Origin of the sequence: Rhizobium sp. CF080 (genome assembly GCF_000282095.2) — a bacterium.
Classification (GTDB): domain Bacteria; phylum Pseudomonadota; class Alphaproteobacteria; order Rhizobiales; family Rhizobiaceae; genus Neorhizobium.
This window is the reverse complement of the sequence record NZ_AKKC02000005.1, coordinates 230,043-249,159: the sequence shown is the minus strand read 5'-3', so window position 1 is coordinate 249,159 and position 19,117 is coordinate 230,043. Positions and strand designations below refer to the sequence as shown.

Sequence of the window (19,117 nt, the reverse complement as noted above, 5' to 3'; positions counted from 1 at the left end):
CACCACCTGAGTGGGAGAGATCTGCTTCTGGCGCTTCCAAGCCCGTCGCTGCGCCGCTCACGCCGGTGTCTCCCAAGGATTAATCACAGCTGCGTCGGTGTCCTCGAAATCCTTGCCGTTGCGCGTGACGAGGATCAGGTCGTGGATGATCGCTGTGGCAGCCAGTAGTCCGTCGATATCGCCACGCGGCCGGATCGCGGCGATGCGACCCCATTCGACGGCGATCTGGTCGGTCACCGGTAGAATGCGGTCGCTATGGTCGTGGCGCAGCTTGCGCAGCCACTCGGTGAGGTGAGCGGCGGTCTTCGGATCCGACTTCTCTTTCAAGGCAATGCCGCGCATGATTTCGCCGAGGGTCAGGGCGCTCAGATGAACGCTGAGCGGATCGACCGAGCGCAGCCAGGACACCGCCTGAGAGGTGCCGCGCCGCGCCTCCGACACGATATTCGTGTCTATCAGATACATCAGAAGGCCGCGCTGCGGCTTGGGGTCTTGGCGCGCGCTTCGACCGTCTCGGCGAGCTCATCATCCCAGGGCGGACCTGCAAGCAGATCGTCCACCAGCGACGGCCGGCCAGCGCGCAGAGCGTCGTAATCGTGGGCGGACAACACGACAGCCGTCCGCTCGCCGCGTACGGTAATCTCCTGCGGCCCCTCAAAGCGCGCCTTTTGCACCACCTTTGAGAATTGGTTCTTGGCGTCCTGCAGCTGCCATTCCATTGGTTTGCTCCAAACTAGCTAGCCTGTCTAGCTATGTACTCTTATTTGACGACGGGATAAAGCAAATTATCCGCCCATTGAGGCCGATTTTACCAGAATCACGGGCCTTTACAGGACATAACAAAAACGTCCGATAATGCAAGATTATCGGACGTATTTATGTATCGACGTCCCGTGCGGTTAACGGCAGTTATACTGGCGTAAACCGCGCACATGATTTATACTCTGCCGCATGGATTCGCTCGCGCCCTCCGCTTCAACAACGCCGACCTGGCCGCCGCGCCTGCCGAGCTGATGCATTTCTCTCTAAAACCTGACGCCTGGTGCAGGCGGCAAAGTACCGAAAACACGCACAATTTCGGCTAGCGTACGATTTCGCACTAATCTTGTTGTGACCCCTGTTACGGGCCGCCACACGTCCTCTCGGGGATGCAAAGGGTGGCCCTTCGCTTTTTCAGAATGGCTCTTGTACCTTATCGTAAGCCGCACGCAACGGCGGCCCAACGCGTCTCTCCTGCGAGCACTGGGCTTAGTCATAAGCCAACCGAACGTAGCTGCGCGGTAAATTGACGCCATCGCTACGAACGCTTGCGAAGCCGGCCCACGTGATGAGCACCGCAGCACGCCTCCATCGCTATGGTGTAAGTCGGAAGCTTGCTGACAAAATCAATGAGCGTCTGACGTCTCATCGTTCGTCGAACAGTCACCGCACCTTTGTCGTCGACACCCACGACGCGGCAGGTATTTTTACCTATATCGATACCTAAAATTGAAATCGTAATGGACCGGCTCATCTTCCTTCAGTGACGGATCATCATACTCGATGTCCTCGGAAGGTCGGGTCATCCCATAATTAACAGTCATCTCCACTGCGCTCATGGCAGGCTACAATCCGCGGCGCTTTTACCGCCCCTGCCTGTCCTGACGAGAACGCTCATCCAAACCCCTGCCAGTGTTCTGCGTGACATTCTTGCAGGGCGTCCCAGGCGCGTGCCCCGCCAGCGGGGCACGTCCGTGGCTATCCAACGCAGGATTCTCGGCCAGCCATCTGATGCTGCTCACGTCAATCGGGTCGACCACCTCATTGCGATCGATCGCGGTCTGGGCGACGATTTTGGGGTTGGCCCGAATGTCCCGCCTAGCGGCATAAGACCTGAGTATCTTTAACGCAGACGGTTCGTTCACGCCATTGCGCTCAATGGCGGTTCGGGCAACCATTTCGGGATTGGCATCAATGTCTCGCATTCCGACCGCCAACCTGATGGTATCCACGTGATGGGAAATAGTCACATTATAATAGGTGATGATTTCATCTGCAGAAATAGTCCGCCGTGAATCAAGTACTTCGTTCATGGCCTTTTCGAAACGAGCAAATTCCGTTCCGCTTCGTAGCGCTCTGAAGCCAGAACGAACGACCGGATCGCCTTCAATCAATGCCCGAAACCTGGGACTAGTGGCACGCAATGCGTTGATTTCACAAAACGCCGCGACTCCATCCTTTTGATCGAGTGTATGCCTGACGATGGTGTGTAACATCTCGTTCGGCAGGTCGTTGACGTCAGTAGAAGCTGCTGTAACAGGCCGGTCGAAATCTGCCATTGAAGTCTCCGTTACGGTCGTAAAAACCGCGGTCTCCCGGTCGATAGCCAACGACCCTTACGATCTACGAGCAAAGAAAGACTATTGCGCCCATGTTATAGCGGTAAAGAAATATGGCGTTTCATTTGTCGCAGTCACGCATGACCTATCCGGCTCAAGCACGGTGCCCATGTGGTTTTCGCTTTGCCTAAGGCGATTTCGATCCTTAGCGCGGGCAAACGGATCTGGCGAGATAAGTGCTTTTCTTAGTCCGCCGCCATAGCCGAACTACTAACCAGCCCTGATCACGTCCAATATGCCAATTGGCAATGTCCGATCGGCATGTTTTTTCTTGGCGCACAGTTTACTGCAGGATGCCTATTGAACTGCGTCCGCGGTCATCAGGAGCGCCTTCCTGCATGGCCGTGCCATGACGGACATCTCGACCCAGGAGAAAGTGATGGCCCGTTCGCCGGCACGGCAGGTCGTCGAGGGGCTGATCTTTGCTACGCAGGCGGGGCCAATCCCGTCGCGCGAGGACTTTTGGATGGCTTGCTCGACGTGGGGGCTCCGCTGATCTAGCCAGACGACAGCAAGCCGCCGATCGCAATCTGTCAGAAAACTGCGTATATTACTGACAGGAGATCAACATGCAACGGTTGAGCGAACAGATTTTGGCGCATGGGGGCGGTTTGCCCGAGGGTGTGCCCGTGTCCGCGAAGAACTTGCTCCACCTCGGTAATTGGGCTGCGGTGGGTCAGGCGTTGTCGCGCTTGGCGGAGCGTGGCCAGCTGATCCGCGCTGGTCGTGGTGTCTATCTGCGTCCCGTGAAGAGCCGGTTTGGCACGCGGTCGCCTTCGGTGGAGCAGGCGGTCGAGGCGCTCGCCAGCCAGCGAGGCGAAGTTATCGTGTCCAGCGGTGCGGCGGCCGCCAATACCCTTGGCCTCACGACACAGGTTCCGGTCCGCTCGGTCTATTTGACCTCAGGCCGCACCCGGAAAATGAACCTTGGCAAGCAGGTGGTCGAACTGCGGCATGCACCGCGCTGGCAACTCGCCTTAGGCAATCGGCCGGCCGGTGAGGCAGTCCGCGCGCTGGCTTGGCTTGGTCACGAAAATGCCGAGGCGGCGTTGTTGGCTTTGAAGCGCAAACTTCCGCAGGCTACCTTCAACGAGCTGGTGGCGGCGGCGCCGCAGCTTCCGACCTGGCTCGCCCGCAGCGTGGGAAAGGAGGCGCATGGCTGACGCGTTCCTGAGTCTTGCGGCGCCGGTCGCCGTGAAGTCTTGGGCGTCGCGGCCGACCGATCCGGTCGCCCCGCGCACCTGCTAGTAAAGGATGCCTGCGTGGTCTGGGCGCTTGCTGCCCTCTATGGCTCACCGTATGACGTGGGATCGATCCAGAGGGATCGTCAGGTGCATGTTTCGGCGTACAATATTTTGGGCACCTATGGAATTTGAGGCATGACGGGCGTTTTCTGATCAAGGACATGTGGATCTCTGCGAGAGACTTTTCGCGATCGGTCGATGGGCATGGCAAGGTATCAGGAAGCCTGGCGCTGAAAGTTGCTTATAACGCTTGCATCGCTTGGGCGGGAATCGCCCTTCGGCATCGCCTCAGCGCTATCTCGCAGATGGAGGCACGTCGAACGGCATGGCGGGCAGACCCGCCCAATGAGACTCTTCGAGTCTGGCTTGAGGCTGATTGTCATCCTGCCGGCGCCCGGGCCGGCAGGAACCGTACGGGGTCGCTTGCGAGGTTACCGGCACGGGCCGTCCGAACTCGTCCGCGCGCCAATGTCCGCGGCTTCTTCGAGTTCGAACTTTCGTCCGGCGAGACTAAGAGCATTGCATGCGGCCTGGATAAGCGCTGCCGCATTGTCGATGGAGTGGGGAGCCTTCCAAACCCGCGCCGTACCGTCGCTCGACGCCGTAACAATCGAAGCACCATCGGGGGAAAAATCGAGCCGGTTGATCGATTGCCTATGACCGATGAGAGAAGTTATTTCTGCACCGGTGCGCGCGTCCCAGATGTGGGCGACACCGTTGCCGTATCGGGCAGCGGTGATAATCATGCTCCCGTCCGGCGAAAACGTCGCGAATCCAAGCTCGCCCGCTTGTCCTCGCAACTCGGCCAATAGCTCACCCGTAGCCGCATTCCAAATTCTTGCGGTTTCATCCATTGACGAGGTGACGATTTTGGCCCCGTCCGGCGAGAACAGAGCGTGGGTAAGTTCGCTCGTGTGTCCCTCGAGTGAGCGGATCATCGAGCCGTTGTCGGCCCGCCAAAGATAGGCGTTGTGGTCGGCGCCAGCCATCAAAATTGTTGTTCCGTCCGGCGAAAAGTTAGCCGTGACAAATTTCGCCGAACGTTGTTGTGTGGCAACTAGCTCCAAGCCAGCAGTCGAGAAGATACGCGCGACCCCGTCACCGCTAGCGGTCACGATTCGCTTTGAATCGGGAGAGAAATTGGCGTCAAGGACTTCGGTCCCGCCCGGCAAAGGAATTGCTTTCATCAATTCTTGAGACTTGATTTTCCATATCTTCACCTTGTTGCCGCCGGTCGTCAGAAGCATTGTCCCGTCAGGCGAGATGTCAACTCTTTTGAGGGTTAAGCCATCATGAGGGAAGGTTGCAACAAGCTGCCCGGTTTCCGCATCCCAATATCTCGCGATTCGGTCAAAGGACGCTGTCGCAAAACGATCTCCCGCCGGACTGAAAACGATGGAGAAACAGCTGCCGGCTTCTTTTCCCAGTGAGAACAGTTTCTTGCCGGAGATTGTGTCCCAAGCTATGGCGTCAAAATTTTCATATCCCGTCACCAAGACCCGCCCGTTTGGCGAATAGGCCGCCGCGAGAACGCTACTGCCTTGGCCACGCAGGGTAAGTCGCTCGGCATTGGAAAGCGGATCAAGCAGAAAGACGCTGCTGTCTGTCCTAACAAGTAAATGCCTTCCGGCAGCGGAGAACGAGGCTGTCGTGATCGGCATTGAATAGCGATCAGGGTTGAGATTGATTTCCTGCTTCAGATCCCCACCGATAGCGTCCCAGAGGCGGATCCTTCCCTCGATCGCGGTGACGACTCGCTGGCCATCCTCGGAGAAGACTGCCGAACGGACGATTGGGGGGCCAGGAACAATGCTGACCAGAGCCGCGAACTGTTCATGTTTGAGGTCGGCAATCACTTGCCCGTTTTCTATATCTAGCACTTTAGCGGTGCCATCGGTGGATGCTATCGCCAGGCGGGTACCGTCAGGCGAAAGATCGATCGCGGTAATATCTTCCTCGTGGATCGGCAACCTGCGTGGTGGCGCGTCGCTTTCAGTATTCCAGACCCATATCAATCCTCCGGAACTCGCTGATACGACAGTTTTGCCATCCAGCAAAAACAGGGCGGCCCTGACAACCTCTTCGCCGTGCGATAGAATCCTTATCGGGCTTCCATCGTTGGCACGCCAGACGACAGCCGTCCGATCATCAGCAATCGTCAGGATTTTGTCTCCGTTGTCGGAGAACGCAACATCTCTCACGGGTTGTTTATGACCTGCGAGTAGGGCTATCTGATCGCCGGTCGCTGCGTTCCAAATTCGCGCCGTCTGATCGTAGGATCCGCTTACAATCCGATCTCCGTGCGGCGAAAAGGCGAGAGACCAGATTGGACCTTGATGGCCCCTCAGTGTCGCCGACACCTTACCGGAATCGAGATCAACGACGCTTGCGTCGTTGCCGTGCGTCAATGCGATGGACCGGCCATCCAGTGAAATTGCCGCAGTGCTGCTTCCGAACTGAGCAATCACCCGGCTGTTCGACCTTGAGCTGGAAGCATCGATGAGGAGAGTGGAGTTTTCGAGCAGGACCAATACGCGCCCGTCAGGAAAGAGTAGCGCGCCCTTGATGTCCTGTTCTTGCCTGGAAATGATCAGCTGGCGTTTGCCGAGTCGCGAAAGTGCTTCTGAAAGGCGTGCCAAGGCTGCCGGCTCTGCCGGCCGCTCCAAGAGGCCTAACAAGCCACCGCTGCGGGGAAGGCCGTGCAAAGACAGCCAAAGACCGCGGTCTGGCCAATTTTCCTGCGTGGCTTCGTGCGCTGCACGGGCGAGCAGACTGCTTTCCTGCCGAAGCGCCGCATTCCGTTGATTGAGAAATTGCCAAGCGGCGACGCTGGCAGCAACCGCGAGCACAATCAGGCCGGCGATAGCAGCCTTCCGTGTTCGCTCGTTCTTGACAGCTTGGCGAAGGCTCGCATCGGCGAACTCGATCTCGACGCTGTTCAGACCGGGTGTCGCAGCTCCCCTCAACGCCTCAATCCTTGCGACTTGAACGCGGTCGTCCCAGAGCGCCACCGGCCGAGTATTGCAGTGCCAATCTATTGCATCGGAGGAAAAATCGCGCAGATCCGCGATGCGGGACGCATCTGCACGGACCCAGTCCGACAACTCTTTCCAGACATGGATCATTGCGTCATGCGCAAGCTCGTACTTGATTGTCGATGTTGTATCCGAGACATCGGTCTCCGTGTCAGAACCGACCGGCACGTTTGCGTCGACTACAATCAGGCGTTCATTGACGAGTCGGTCGAGTAGCCGGTCCAAACTCGCTTGTTCGCCGGGATCGTTCACTTGGAATTCCCAGGACAATGCGCGTCGCCGAGTGAATTCGCCCTTGTCGCTCGAAACGAGACGTTCAAAGATACGCCGTGCCATGAGCTGATATTGCGCATCTCCGTCGCTAATAATCTGATTGGCGCGAATGCGCAACGCCGCCACTACCCCGCCGCGCCGCACTTTCAGCTCCTCTGGATTCACTGTTTCCTCGTCGAGAAGAGAGAAGTAGTCGGCTTCGGTCAGCATACGGTCTGTTCCGCTGCGCCGACGCCGAAGGTAGTTGCGATACATCTGGCTCAGGGCGAAGGAGAGCAGGGGAAGCCCGCCGGGCATGCCTGCCACGTCGTCGACCAGCGCATCGACCAGGATGTCGGAGGAAAAGCGCATAGTCCGCTGAGCGGCGGGACCTTCGACCACTCGTCGAAGGTCCTCCCGTGTCATTTGCGGAACGGGGAAGCGTGCTCTGTTCCAACGTGCCTTCAATGCCGACAGCAGGAATTGCGGTTCGAGTTCGGGTCTGACGGTAAAGACAACACGAAATTCGTCGCCAGTTGAAGAAAGTGTCGCCTCAATCATGGAAAGGAAGGCATCGGGGAGATCTTCGTCACCTGCGCCCGTTATGAGCTCCTCGAGTTGGTCGACGACCAGGACCAAGGCGCCGCGCTTCTTTTGCTTAGCGATCCAGTCCGCCAGAGCTTGAGGGTTCTCACGGAGAGCCTTCGCATCTGGAGCGACCTCCTCGTCGATATTCTCGGCGCCTAAGACGGTCGCGAGGCTCGCAAAAGCGTCTGGTCCCGGACGACTTGGTCGCATTGTTACAGAACGGGCTTTGTCCTTCGGCAAACGCGGTAAGAGCCCCGCTTTGACCAGGCTCGATTTGCCAATGCCTGACGGTCCAGCCACTACGATGAAGCGCTCGGCTCCAATTGCAGCTTCGGGATCGGGCGGGGTACTACCAAGCAAACGAGCGGTAAGAGCATCACTGACGGCCCTCCTACCGAAAAACAGCGAACTGTGCTGCTCATCATAGGATTCGAAGGCTCTCCAAGGATTGGCCTGCTCATCGAGCTCAGGGGCGCGCGGGAGGTCGTCGGGCGACCGTCCTTCGGTAAGGAAGACGAATTGCCCTTTGTCGTGCTTTTCGAGAAGCCAAAGGATTGGCGTTTGCCTGGGACGTCCGCCCTGTGCGGAGATCAGCATCCTCTCTTCGACGTATTGGAAGAGCTCTGTGGCGGTGATGACGCCATCAGCTTGACCATCCAGTCCAGGGCGGTCCGCAGCCCCCTCGAGCCCCTCGATCAGGGCAAGAGCGAAAGGGGAATGATCTGCCTCCGTATCTCGTCGGCCGAGCGCCCTATGGGCTGCGACGTCGATTGCCTCCTGGTCGTGGGCTGCCGACGCGATCGCCTGCCACGCGCGATCTTCGATAAACCATCTATAGCGGTCGCGGTGAAGCTTTTCTGTCGCGAGAGCGAGCGTAGTACGTACCCCTGACCAGCGGAAGGCACCAGCGAAACAACAGTCGAGCACAACCAAGAGATGGCGGCAACGCATAGCCGCAAGGCGCTGATGCAGCGACTCCATCGAGATGAAGCTTTTGCTCGCATCCCCATCTTTTCGCGCGTCGTGCGGTAGGATGAACCCGCGCGCACCGTGGTCGCTATCATAGGCAATGCCGTGGCCGGCGAAATAGAAGACCACCCGGTCGTCCGGGCCGACACGCCACTGCAGCTCATCGAGATACGTTTCAAGTGCTGTCTTACCGGCCTTTTCGTTCGAGAGGATCTCCGTCTCAAATCCATGCAGCGTTTCCAGCACATAGGCGAGCTTCGTCGCGTCGGCGACCGGGGTCTTCAAATCGGGAATATTGTTCTCGTAACGATCGATGGCAACCAGAAAAGCAAGGCTTCGATCAAACCCGTCCATAGCGCCCGATACCCCAGTTATTTCCCCTGGTCTCGATTCGCCGGCGGAACTCTCGTTTTTCCGGCAGACCGGGCGGAGCGGTCACGATTTCCCCCACAGGTCGTCAATGTGCAGGAGGTCTATTCCAATTCCGTTCTTTCCTTCCTCCGGAAACACGCAATTGTAGTTCCATTGGTCCATCAGCGCGCGGTTGTCCCAGCACAAGGTGGAGGGCTGGCGGAAGTTGAAGACGAGCGTCTTCGGCCGGACTGGGTCGACCTTGAGAATGCGGGCAATCGCTTCGGGATCCGGATGGTTGTGGTGAGAGCCGTCCGTCGAGAAAGCGAAACACCTGCAATCGATGATCGACAGCAACGAGGCGGAGGTATTTGCCTTGCTGCCGTGGTGGGAAACCTTGAAGCAATCAATCTGGTAACGGCTATCTTCGCTGGCGCCGAGACCGCGGAGCGTTCGCTCAAGAATGTCAGGGTGTGCATCGGCCGCGAGCAGTATGCGTTTGCCGCCATATTCGGCGACAAAGGCGATGCTGGTTCCGTTCGGTTTGGCGGAATCGGGCAGAAATCTGGCCGACGCAAGCGCGTCGACGTTCAGTCCGCCAAGCCTGACACGCCCGCCGCCTTTCTCCTCCTCGGGCTCACCATCGTCAATATCGCGTAAGTGGGCCTTTTCGAGCGCGTCGTTCCAAGCCGGAAGGAGTGCGGCCAGTTTGCGGTCGGAAGGGGAAAGCAGTCTGACGGTAAGTCCACCATCGAATGGAATAGGTTGCGCTCCCTCCGGGCTGTCGATCGAGATCACGCGGCTCTTAGCGTGCGCGTTCCAGGGCCAGTCAGTGGCGGCAATGCCCGCCGAAACCTTTTCTCCCTGAGCGACGCCCAGGACAACGCGTTCTGAGGGCGCGAGGCGGTCGTTCGCATCGCTTAACTGCTCGTGCGCGTTAAACCAGACGTGGGCGGTGCTGAACGGGAGGCGTTTTTCCTCAAAGAGGGGAACCACGCCCGCAATATGGTCGGCGTCGATATGGCTGACCACAAACAGGTCGAGCTTGCCAATGTCTTGGAGCAAAGGCTTCAACAACACATAATCCTTGGACCGTCCCATATCGACCATCGCGTGCCCTGGCCGTTCGGCATCGCCCCAGCTCAGCATCAACGCGTCGCCCTCGGACGCCGGGTGCATGTGCAGATGAAACTTTGTCATAAGCTCGTACCCCTAGATGTTGACGCGGATGACTGTGAATGCATGAACAGAGTCCACCCGGTTGGCGAGAGCTCGCGCCGTCTCGCGCAGACGCAAGAGTTCTCCGTCTTCATCGGGAAGGCTTTCAAGGCCGCGCGCAAGCCATTCGACAGAGAGTGAAAATACCGGGACACCGCGACGAAACCCCTCGACGAACCATGATTTCGCTTCGTTGAGCTCGCTTTCGGAGCGTGCTTTCGTCAAAAGCCGGCGGGCAAGAACAATGGGGCCGTCAGGGAGTCCCGGGAACCAGTTCGCGATGTTGAACAGCCATGGATCCCATTGCGTCTTGAGGTCGGGCACGGCGGCTCCGACCGCAATCAGCGCGCCGGCAATCGCGGCGAATGGATTATTCACTTTGTCGTGGATCGCGCTGATAGCGAGACTGTGAAGTCGCTCGTCAAGGAGCTTGGCGCCATTGGCCGCATCCCTGGCCTCTAAGAAGCCGAGCAGTCCGGCCCATCGCGGAGCCTCCACTGCCACGGTCACCATTCGTCTGGAAGCAGTGGCCTTTCGATCGACGATGAAACTCGGAACCCAGGGACTGTGCTCCTTGGCAGTGTCAAATCCTATGAGTGGGGCAACAGCGATTTCGAGGCGCGCCGGATCGTTTCTGGACAGCTCAAAGAAGATTGGTCTAGCCAACATACCTCTTGAGAAGCGACGCCCGAACTTGTCAGCGATTCTGATTTGGGTATAGCGGGGATCAACCGCGCCGTCGGCAAGCGAAGTACTATCTGGGAAATCGTCGACGACGTCCAAAAAAGCGGTTAGGCCACCCAGCGGTCTCGCTTCAATGCCATCGCCGGTATCGCGCAACGCGTCGTGATCAGGCTCCGACCAAATGGGCTGGATCGAGCCGGTCAAAACCGGAAACTTCATCCACGAATGCGGAGAAGTCGGGGTTGCGAAACCGATCGTCTGTTCCTCGCCCATCTCGATCTGGGTATCGACAGTCTGTATTCCTCCGTCCGGAGTGCGCAAGGTCACCACGTATTCACCGGGCTCAAGCGACTGTCCGAGCGGAAGTTCGATGAACGTCGTCCCGCCAAGGTCGGATAGCTGCTCCCACGCAAAGCTATTGCCTTTTTCGTTTCGAGCAATCGTGACGAGGGCGCCCTTCTTCACCGGAACTGAACTGCTTATATCTACGGCAATCCGGGGCGCATTTGTCAGATTGCGTCCAGGCGGAATCGCAGAACTGGTAACTGGGGTCGGAGCGGCTTGCCTGGCGATTTCGACGAACGTCACTGGTGCTCGGATCTTCGCGCGTGTCGTTCCGAGATTGTCTTCGGCGCGATGGGCGTTGAGCTCGATCGACGCTCCTTCGGCGAGACGAAGAAGTTCGAAGGGAGACTCAGCTGCCAGTCCCAAGATCGGAGTTTGAGCCGCCCCGTCGACGGCAAATTCGATTTCGCTGTCGGGCCAGTCCACTGGATCCTTAAGCGAGATATAGACAGGAACGTCGCGTGGTTCGCCGCAGAAGGTAATATCGAATGAGCCGGCAAGACGACCGGCCGGGGTTTGCGCTTTTTCATCGGGAAGCCGATGCATCGCCAGAAGCTTGTCGATGCGATCAACAAGAAGTCCTGGCCGGACGGGCCAATCTTCCGCAGTGTGGTCGCTCGCCACACCGTTCAGCGATTCTATGAGCGCCATATTGAAGAGCGTAGGCCCATCCTTAAGACCGGATCCGTATTCGCCCAGGGAGGTCCCGCAGATAGTCCACTGTTTGCGCGGTTCCCCGTGGTCGTCGCGATCCCGCTTCAGTGCAATAAGCTTGTTTCCGAATGGCTCGTTCCAAGGTAGGCCCAGGGACGTCGGATTGCGGCAGCAATCGAACAGCAGAAGTTGCGAAACCGGGGTCGCGTTTTCGAGCGAGCTCACGAATTGCTCGATCTCGGAAATTCCGAAGGTCACATCCATCGGCTTGGTGTCATAATCCTCAACCAGGATGCTGGTTCGCGTTAAGAAGCTTTCGCCATGCCCGGCAAAATAGAGCACTGCCAGGTTGTCTTTGTGACAATTGATCCGTTCAACCCATGCCCACACTGCAGCTTGGGTTTTCGCAAACGTTGCCCGCGGCACTGGACCTTCAGCATAGGTCGCAAGTTCCGTGTCAGCGGTTTCGGACAGTACTATTGCGGCACTGCCCAGCCGGCAATGCGGATTCGTGAAACGCGCTTTGGCCGGGTCGGCGAACCAATCGATGAACGCCCGGGCCGAAATTGCTGCCGTCGTCAGTGGCTGGCTGAAGATCTTTGATTGATAGGCAGCAACTCCGATTGCAAGCACGTGGCATGCCGGCCCCTGGCGAAGTCCATCATCCTCATATATCAATCCGACCTCTCTTCTGGGGTCGTCAGCAGCAATCGAATTCGCGCTCACTGTGTTGTCCTTCGTGGGACGGACTTGATCGGCAGCCGTGAAGCCGCCTTCAATCCCACTCGGGATCACGCGACCCTATCGACTGAAGTCTGCTAGCGGATGGCCACCATATCGCTTAAGACGGAGCGACGGGGGATGCCATCAGACAAAACGCCAAGGGCTCCTTGTCTTCCCTCTAAAGTAGAACCGCCTCCGCGATCTAATCAAACCATCCGAACGCGAAAGACGCAAGTCCGAACGAATCGTCACGTGAAATTTCCAATTTGCTCGAAGTGGGCTCTTGCGTAGGATTGTGCGACTAGTCAGCGACGGTAAGCCTTTTGGAGTAGGCAGGGAAGGCAAGGATTGGCGTGAAGGTCAAATCCTGGAAGCACCGCTTGTAACATTGTTACAATGGCCCCATACTCTCTTTGCACGAAATAGTAGCAGTTTAAATTGATCGGGCTAAAGTCGCGCCGTCGCCCGATCTCCAGAAACCGCAATCCTTGTCCGGCCTTTTGCCTCTGGGGCGGGCCAATCGGTCAAGCGACGGATGATGCTTGGGAGGCTGGCGGAGCGAGTGGGACATCGCCCTTTTTTGGGGGGGAAGCAATGAAGCAGGCTGTTGTGATCATCCATGGCATGGGCGAGCAGTTGCCCATGGAAACCCTTCAAGGGTTTGTGGACGCGGTGTGGGTTTATGACAAGGATCTGATATCCCGTGGACGGGAAGATTCATCGACCGGAGAAAAGCGGAAACGCAATCCTGTCTGGGGCAAACCGGATTCGCGCAACAGAAGCTACGAATTGCGTCGGATCGCGACCGAGAGCATGGATGGCCGCGGGCCAACTGACTTTTACGAATTTTATTGGGCGCATTTGATACACGGCACGACCTGGGAACAGGTCAAATCCTGGATTTTCGACCTCCTGTGGCGATCTCCCCGACGGGTTCCGATGGCCGTGCGCAAAGCCTGGATCTTGTTGTGGGTTGTGAGTGTGATCGCCGCAATCGGAAGTTTGGCCGCGCTTTTGCCATCTGCCACGATCTACAACTGCCTCTTCAACGAGTGTGCTTCGGATACGGTGGGCAAGCAGCAATCATTGTGGACAATCGTTTCACCGGTTTTGATTGGGCTCGCCTCCCTCGGACTGGGAGCCTTTGTGAATGTTTTCCTGATCAAGTATTTCGGGGACGTCGCCCGGTATGTCAAAGCTGATCCGTTGAACGTCGCGCGGCGGCAGGAAATCCGCGAGAAAGGGGTAGAGCTTCTTGAGACGCTGATGGGAAAAGACACATCGGGACGGTTCGGTCCAAGACGCTACGATCGCATCGTCGTTGTCGCGCACTCGCTTGGCACCATCGTTGCCTACGATATCCTTTTGCATTGCTTCGCGAGGCTGAACACTGTCAGCGCGGTTGACCCGAAAGATGCGGCGGCGAACCAACAGCCAGTTCGGGCCGCTCTGGAACGACGCGTGCGGACGAAGATGCAGCTTGCTGCGGGCAAGACGGAAACGGTACCTGACGACCCACAAGGTCGTTTCGAACTCTTTGGCATCGAACAGTTCCAAGAGCTACAGGGCTTGTGCCGCCAAGAATTGAACCGGCAGGGCAATCCGTGGATTGTGAGCGATTTCATTACGCTCGGTTCTCCGCTGACGCATGCGGAGTTCCTGCTCGCAAAGGATCGAGGCGACTTGAGAGACAAACAGGTCCAACGGATCTTTGCGACCTGTCCTCCCGCAATGGAGTTTGACGGTACGACGAGGGCCTGGCATTTCACCTATGGGCCGAGCGACGCCCCCCGCGATGAAACCGGCGGTGATTTCCGGCATCCCCATCATGCCGCTCTGTTTGCCTACACGCGTTGGACCAATCTTTATTCTCCCCACAAAATGATCTTTTGGGGGGACGTTATCTCCGGGCCACTGTCGGAGCAATTTGGCTTCCATCACGTTCAGGGCCAATTCAGCGGTATCCGGGACATTGTGGTCGCCCCTTACAGCGGCGATAGGTCCGCTTCTGTAGACGCCCCGGATTTTTTCTCACACACCAAATATTGGCACTTCAATGCCACAGCCGCTCGGACCGAGACCGAGGAGACCCCCTTTGTCACTCCTGAGCATATCAATGTGCTGCGGAGTGCAATGAATTTGAAGAATGGAATTTGACGGGCGCCATCATTGGAACGCGGCAAAAGGGGAGCCATGGGAACCTGCCCGATATGTCGGAACGCTGCCGAGATTGGGATGAGAAATGGGGGGGATTTCATCCCTTTCGATTGCCTAGTGTAACATGTGAAATATTCCATCACAGGGCGTCGCAGTGCGGCGGGAGATAGTTGGATGATGCAAGTTCCCTGGTCCTTAACGAGACCACTTAAAATCTATGCGACCGATCCGACGCGGGGGTATGAGGCAGCGCTCACAGCAGTCATCTCCGTTGAGTACGAGCCACTCAAGGCCGGCCCCATTGGCGAACGTCTTGAAGTTGTCGACTATGACGGTGGCGCCAAGACATATTACGATGCGGTAGATTTGGACGACAAGGCGATCCTCATGCAAGGAGGCCTCAGTCCGTCGGAAGCGGACCCGCGATTCCATCAGCAAATGGTCTACGCTGTCGCTTCGAGAACCCTCTCGAATTTTGATCGAGCGCTCGGCCGGCGTATCAATCTGGCGAAAGGTAGCAAGCAATCACGGCTCAGGTTGCTCCCGCACGCCTTCCGTGGACGCAACGCGTTTTACGACCGCGAGCTCCACGCACTTTTGTTTGGCTATTTCGACGCCGATGAAACCGATCCTGGAACCAATATGCCCGGGCAGAAAATATTTACCTGCCTTAGCCACGATATCATTGCGCATGAAATGACCCACGCAATCGTTGATCGCCTCCGACGTTATTTTCTTGAGCCCACCAACGTTGATGTGCTCGCGTTCCATGAAGGTTTCTCTGATATCGTGGCGCTGCTTCAACATTTCTCCTTTCCTGACCTGGTGATGCGCGAGATCCAGCGCAAGCGTGGTGATATTGAGCAACCCACCGTACTCGTGGAGCTGGCTCAACAGTTCGGATTTGCGACAGGACATGGGAAATCACTTCGTTCCGCTCTGGATGATCCTGGCGCCGTACTTGCACCCGGTATGAGCGAGGCACATGATCGAGGAGCAATTCTGGTTGCCGCCATCTTTGACGGTTTCTTCCAGACCTATCGATCCCGGATTCGCGACATCGTGCGTGTGGCGACGGGCGGTAGCGGAGAATTGCCAGTCGGCGACCTTCAACCGCATCTTGCAAAACTCATCGCGGCCGAGGCGTCCCGCACCGCCCAGCGGCAGCTAGAGATGTGTATTCGCGCTTTTGACTACCTCCCTCCGGTTGATGTGACCTTTGGCGACTATCTGCGCGCTATGGTTACCGCCGATTTCGAGCTCAATCCGGAGGATGAATGGGGGCAGCGTGCGGCGCTGATCGAGGGTTTTCGGCGACGTGGAATTTATCCTGAAGGGGTTTTTTCGCTCGCGGAAGAGTCACTACGTTGGCCAGTCGCTGCCAATGTTCCGAAAATCTCCGACAGCCTCGAACAATTGCTGCCGCAACTTCTTCGGATAGAGGCGGACCGGTTTAGTGAGCGGAGCCGGGACGCTGATCTGAGGCGCGCGGAAGGCAGCCGGCCGGCTCTGGCCACCCTCGATGGTGACTCTGATGATCTCGCCGAAAACAGCCATGACTACGTGACAAAAAACATCGCGGTCGCGCTGCATGAATTCGCAAAAAATAATGCGCTCGCGCTTTCATTGAATCCGGACTTGAAGATCAGTGTCTCGAGCTTCAACGCAGTCTTCCGCACGGCGTCGAACGGTCGCCTGCTGATCGAGCTTGTCGCGCAATTGACGCAATTGGACCCAAATGGACAAGTGGACGTTCTACTAGGAGGAATTACCACTCGGGGCGGTACCACAATCATTGTCGGTGTGGACGGTCAGGTGAGATATGCGATCGCCAAGCCGCTTCCGAACAAAAATCTGCCGACGGAGGTCCAGGCGGCCGCAGAATCCAGAGTCGATCGTCAGAGAGCATTCGTTTCGACGCTCGATTTAATGGACCCCCGTTTTCCATATATGAGCAACGCACAAGTCAATAGCCGAATGAAGGCTCGCATGAGTATCCGTGGACTGCATGGGGGACGCTAGCATGATCGACCGATTGACCATTCGCATGTACGACATGGGCTTTGGTGATTGCTTCTTGCTAAGCGTCTGGACTGGCGCACGGCCGCGACATGTACTCTTCGACTGCGGAAGCCTCAGTAGGTCCAAGCCCCAAGTCGCGAAGGTTGCCAAAGATGTAATCGCCGCCTGTACGACTGCGGGCGGAAAAGCGCGCATCGAACTTGTCGTATGTACGCACCGGCACAAGGATCATGTCTGCGGCTTCGATGACCCCAACTGGGCCAACGTTGAGGTCGGCGAAGTCTGGATGCCTTGGACGGAGGATCCTTCTGATCCCGACGCGACCCGCATCCGCAATCGGCAGTCGGCTTTCGCGCTCGCACTTTGTAGCACGCTCAAACCGGGCTTTAACTCTGATGATCTTCCACTTGCTGGAGCCGGTCCGCAAACACAGAAGGCGGCTCGATTGGCCCTGGCGCTAAATTCGCTGACGAACGAGCGCGCAATGTCCGTCATACACCGAGGTTTTCAGGGTGTGGCTCCCAGGCGGTTTCTTCCGCTGAAAGACAAAAGCGCCGAGGTAAGATACCTTGACGGATTGCCGGGCGTTCGCTTCCACGTGCTCGGTCCATCGCGCAATGAGAAGGTGATTGCGGCTATGGATCCGCCCGATGGCGCCGCTTACTTCGCAGGATCGAACCTCGCGTTTTGTGCGATGAACGAAACTGGAGCATGTGAAGCGACCTGGCGGGTTACTGCAGATCGATACCGGGCGGACAATCCCGACATCACTTTCAGCGAGGCTGATCAGAAGGACGTCGACCGTTTGGCCGATGAGCCTGATGGAGATTTCGCGGCTGCGATAGACAATGCTGTGAACAATACCAGCCTTATTCTGGCGGTTGAGGTCGGCGATCAGCTCCTACTTTTTCCAGGCGATGCTCAATGGGGTTCGTGGGACGCCATTCTTCAGCAGCCTGAGATAAGAGACTTGCTCCGTCGTGTCACAGTGCTGAAAGTGTCCCATCACGGCAGCCATAACGGTACGCCAAAAAGCCTTGTTGAAACGATCCTGAGTGAGAACGTCACGGCATTCATGTCGACCGGAAGTGTCAAACAATGGCCGAATATTCCGCGAGGTCCTCTTATTACAGCTCTCTCGGCAAAGACGAAACTTGCTCGAAGCGACAAAACTGCCCCTGCAGGATTCAAAGGTCACGACGGTCTCTACATTGAATGGGAAACGCCGGTTCTGGCGATCTGACACCAGTCAAGACCTATCGCTCGATTTCGAGCTTGTCTGCGCTGAGTTTTAGCACCTTGAGGCGTGCGGGGCTGCCATTCACCGGGCTGAGTTCCAATATTCCATCCGAAAGCAGCCTCCAGTGCCCGGAGACCACTCCTATCTGGTCAGCGGGACCGGGACCACTTGAAAGCAACTCGCCGTTGGGGCCGAAATCAAAGGAATGTCTACCTCTAGAAGGCGGAAACTTCCATGATGACGGTCGAAATACCTGCCTGCCGGGACCGTCCTCTTCGTGCGAGTGGGTCCAACGTCGCGCAAGTGTCTCTGTATCGATCGCACTCATTTAAGTAATCGCTGCGGCTCCGGAAACGAGGTTCTTCCTTGGACCGGACAAGGTTGCGCGCATACGTGCCACCTGGCCAGCAGTAAACATGAACATCGCCCGATCGTCTACATAGTCCATGTAGTTCACAAACATGTCACCGTTAGGGCCATTTGTGCAGGAGACATGCGGAAACGTCGGCTCGCCGTAATTTGGCAACTGCTGTCCTGGCGTGTCAGATACCAGATCCGAGCCCGAACAATCTTCAGTGTCGCCCCAGATGTGGCGTAGATTGAGGAAGTGCCCGATTTCGTGCGTTGTCGTACGCCCTAGGTTGAAAGGAGGCTGCGCTATCCCGCCGGATCCGAAGGCTGTGTTGAGAATGACAACGCCATCTGTCGCCCCAGGCCCCCCAGGGAACTGAGCATAGCCGAGGAGGCCGTTACCAAGGACGCAGACCCAGATGTTGAGATATCGTTGTGTGTCCCAGGCGTCCGAACCGCCCTGCGAATCGAATTTCATCGAGTTGTCCTGTGGAAAGCTTTCCACGGTCGTCCCCTTGCGAACGATGCCGTTGGTGGGCTGTCCCTGAGGGTCTACGGTTGCGAGTTTGAACTTGATTTTGGCTGCGGTGGCAAGACTCTTCCAGGGTGCGGGAATGTTGGCAATATCGGCATTCGTACCAGCGAAATCATCGTTGAGAACAGCTATCTGACTGGTGACCTGTGCATCGCTGATATTGTGTTCCGGTCGCTGGTAAATAACATGCACGACGACGGGTACCGTCACTGCAGTGAGTTTTGCGACGCTCATTCGAGCGACACGCCGTAGTGTATCCTGTTCGATTCCCGCCAGCCGAGAGCGATAGTCCGAGTCTATTTCGGCCAAGCGGTGGAATTCGGCCATGACGCCGCAGGACCGCTTGTGGGGATGTTCGTCAGCCATTTCCG

11 protein-coding genes and 2 pseudogenes are annotated in these 19,117 nt (G+C 57.3%); 5 read left to right on the top strand and 8 right to left on the bottom strand.

Translation table 11 applies throughout. The annotated features are described in order from the left end of the window. Nucleotides 1–57: 57 nt before the first annotated feature. The 4 genes and pseudogenes from PMI07_RS16775 to PMI07_RS16765 form a co-directional block, all read right to left on the bottom strand. Nucleotides 58–465 carry a type II toxin-antitoxin system VapC family toxin gene (locus tag PMI07_RS16775; RefSeq protein WP_024163869.1) on the bottom strand — a complete coding sequence of 136 codons (408 nt, stop codon included), beginning with the start codon at nucleotides 463–465 and terminating at the stop codon, nucleotides 58–60. Then, complete coding sequence (locus PMI07_RS16770; RefSeq protein ID WP_007765015.1) at nucleotides 465–719, bottom strand: type II toxin-antitoxin system Phd/YefM family antitoxin; 255 nt, start codon at nucleotides 717–719, stop codon at nucleotides 465–467. The genes PMI07_RS16775 and PMI07_RS16770 overlap by 1 nt, the downstream gene beginning before the upstream one ends. A gap of 599 nt (nucleotides 720–1,318) precedes the next feature. Next, nucleotides 1,319–1,501: pseudogene (locus PMI07_RS35725) on the bottom strand (IS110 family transposase); the annotation flags it as partial. 121 nt (nucleotides 1,502–1,622) lie between these two features. Then, nucleotides 1,623–2,318 (bottom strand): hypothetical protein, encoded by a 696-nt coding sequence (locus PMI07_RS16765; RefSeq protein WP_007765012.1) that lies wholly within the window; start codon nucleotides 2,316–2,318, stop codon nucleotides 1,623–1,625. 629 nt (nucleotides 2,319–2,947) lie between these two features. Between PMI07_RS16765 and PMI07_RS16760 the strand changes: the two genes are divergently transcribed. Beyond that, on the top strand, nucleotides 2,948–3,541 hold the full coding sequence (locus PMI07_RS16760) for a DUF6088 family protein (RefSeq protein ID WP_024163868.1): 594 nt from the start codon (nucleotides 2,948–2,950) through the stop codon (nucleotides 3,539–3,541). Next, a pseudogene (locus PMI07_RS35720) lies at nucleotides 3,534–3,673 on the top strand (nucleotidyl transferase AbiEii/AbiGii toxin family protein); the annotation flags it as partial. The gene PMI07_RS16760 and the pseudogene PMI07_RS35720, both read left to right, overlap by 8 nt. A gap of 380 nt (nucleotides 3,674–4,053) precedes the next feature. On the opposite strand, the gene PMI07_RS16755 reads toward PMI07_RS35720, so the two are convergent. The 3 genes from PMI07_RS16755 to PMI07_RS16745 all read right to left on the bottom strand — a co-directional run bounded on the left by PMI07_RS16755 (nucleotide 4,054) and on the right by PMI07_RS16745 (nucleotide 12,444). Then, entirely contained in the window at nucleotides 4,054–8,820 is a 4,767-nt protein-coding gene (locus PMI07_RS16755) for a caspase family protein (protein ID WP_024163867.1), read from the bottom strand. Between the two features lie 81 nt (nucleotides 8,821–8,901). Continuing rightward, a complete protein-coding gene (locus PMI07_RS16750; protein WP_007773079.1) occupies nucleotides 8,902–10,017 on the bottom strand; it encodes a hypothetical protein in 1,116 nt (371 codons plus the stop codon). A 12-nt stretch (nucleotides 10,018–10,029) separates the two neighbouring features. Further along, nucleotides 10,030–12,444, bottom strand: a complete 2,415-nt coding sequence (locus PMI07_RS16745; protein WP_155956542.1) for a caspase family protein — start codon at nucleotides 12,442–12,444, stop codon at nucleotides 10,030–10,032. A gap of 591 nt (nucleotides 12,445–13,035) precedes the next feature. Between PMI07_RS16745 and PMI07_RS16740 the strand changes: the two genes are divergently transcribed. The 3 genes from PMI07_RS16740 (at nucleotide 13,036) to PMI07_RS16730 (ending at nucleotide 17,863) form a co-directional block, all read left to right on the top strand. Next, nucleotides 13,036–14,598 carry a hypothetical protein gene (locus PMI07_RS16740; RefSeq protein ID WP_007773085.1) on the top strand — a complete coding sequence of 521 codons (1,563 nt, stop codon included), beginning with the start codon at nucleotides 13,036–13,038 and terminating at the stop codon, nucleotides 14,596–14,598. A 174-nt stretch (nucleotides 14,599–14,772) separates the two neighbouring features. Next, entirely contained in the window at nucleotides 14,773–16,620 is a 1,848-nt protein-coding gene (locus PMI07_RS16735; protein ID WP_007773087.1) for a hypothetical protein, read from the top strand. Between the two features lies 1 nt (nucleotide 16,621). Next, nucleotides 16,622–17,863, top strand: coding sequence for a hypothetical protein (locus PMI07_RS16730; protein ID WP_007773089.1), 1,242 nt, complete (start codon nucleotides 16,622–16,624; stop codon nucleotides 17,861–17,863). A gap of 325 nt (nucleotides 17,864–18,188) precedes the next feature. Here PMI07_RS16730 and PMI07_RS16725 read toward each other — a convergent pair whose 3' ends face one another. After that, on the bottom strand, nucleotides 18,189–19,112 hold the full coding sequence (locus tag PMI07_RS16725) for a zinc metalloprotease (RefSeq protein WP_007773091.1): 924 nt from the start codon (nucleotides 19,110–19,112) through the stop codon (nucleotides 18,189–18,191). Nucleotides 19,113–19,117: the final 5 nt, after the last annotated feature.

Bases quoted from the DNA above. Each gene is read 5' to 3' on its own strand.
- PMI07_RS16775 (WP_024163869.1), bottom strand. From the start codon at position 465: ATGTATCTGATAGACACGAATATCGTGTCGGAGGCGCGGCGCGGCACC.
- PMI07_RS16770 (WP_007765015.1), bottom strand. From the start codon at position 719: ATGGAATGGCAGCTGCAGGACGCCAAGAACCAATTCTCAAAGGTGGTG.
- PMI07_RS16765 (WP_007765012.1), bottom strand. From the start codon at position 2,318: ATGGCAGATTTCGACCGGCCTGTTACAGCAGCTTCTACTGACGTCAAC.
- PMI07_RS16760 (WP_024163868.1), top strand. From the start codon at position 2,948: ATGCAACGGTTGAGCGAACAGATTTTGGCGCATGGGGGCGGTTTGCCC.
- PMI07_RS16755 (WP_024163867.1), bottom strand. From the start codon at position 8,820: ATGGACGGGTTTGATCGAAGCCTTGCTTTTCTGGTTGCCATCGATCGT.
- PMI07_RS16750 (WP_007773079.1), bottom strand. From the start codon at position 10,017: ATGACAAAGTTTCATCTGCACATGCACCCGGCGTCCGAGGGCGACGCG.
- PMI07_RS16740 (WP_007773085.1), top strand. From the start codon at position 13,036: ATGAAGCAGGCTGTTGTGATCATCCATGGCATGGGCGAGCAGTTGCCC.
- PMI07_RS16735 (WP_007773087.1), top strand. From the start codon at position 14,773: ATGATGCAAGTTCCCTGGTCCTTAACGAGACCACTTAAAATCTATGCG.
- PMI07_RS16730 (WP_007773089.1), top strand. From the start codon at position 16,622: ATGATCGACCGATTGACCATTCGCATGTACGACATGGGCTTTGGTGAT.
- PMI07_RS16725 (WP_007773091.1), bottom strand. From the start codon at position 19,112: ATGGCTGACGAACATCCCCACAAGCGGTCCTGCGGCGTCATGGCCGAA.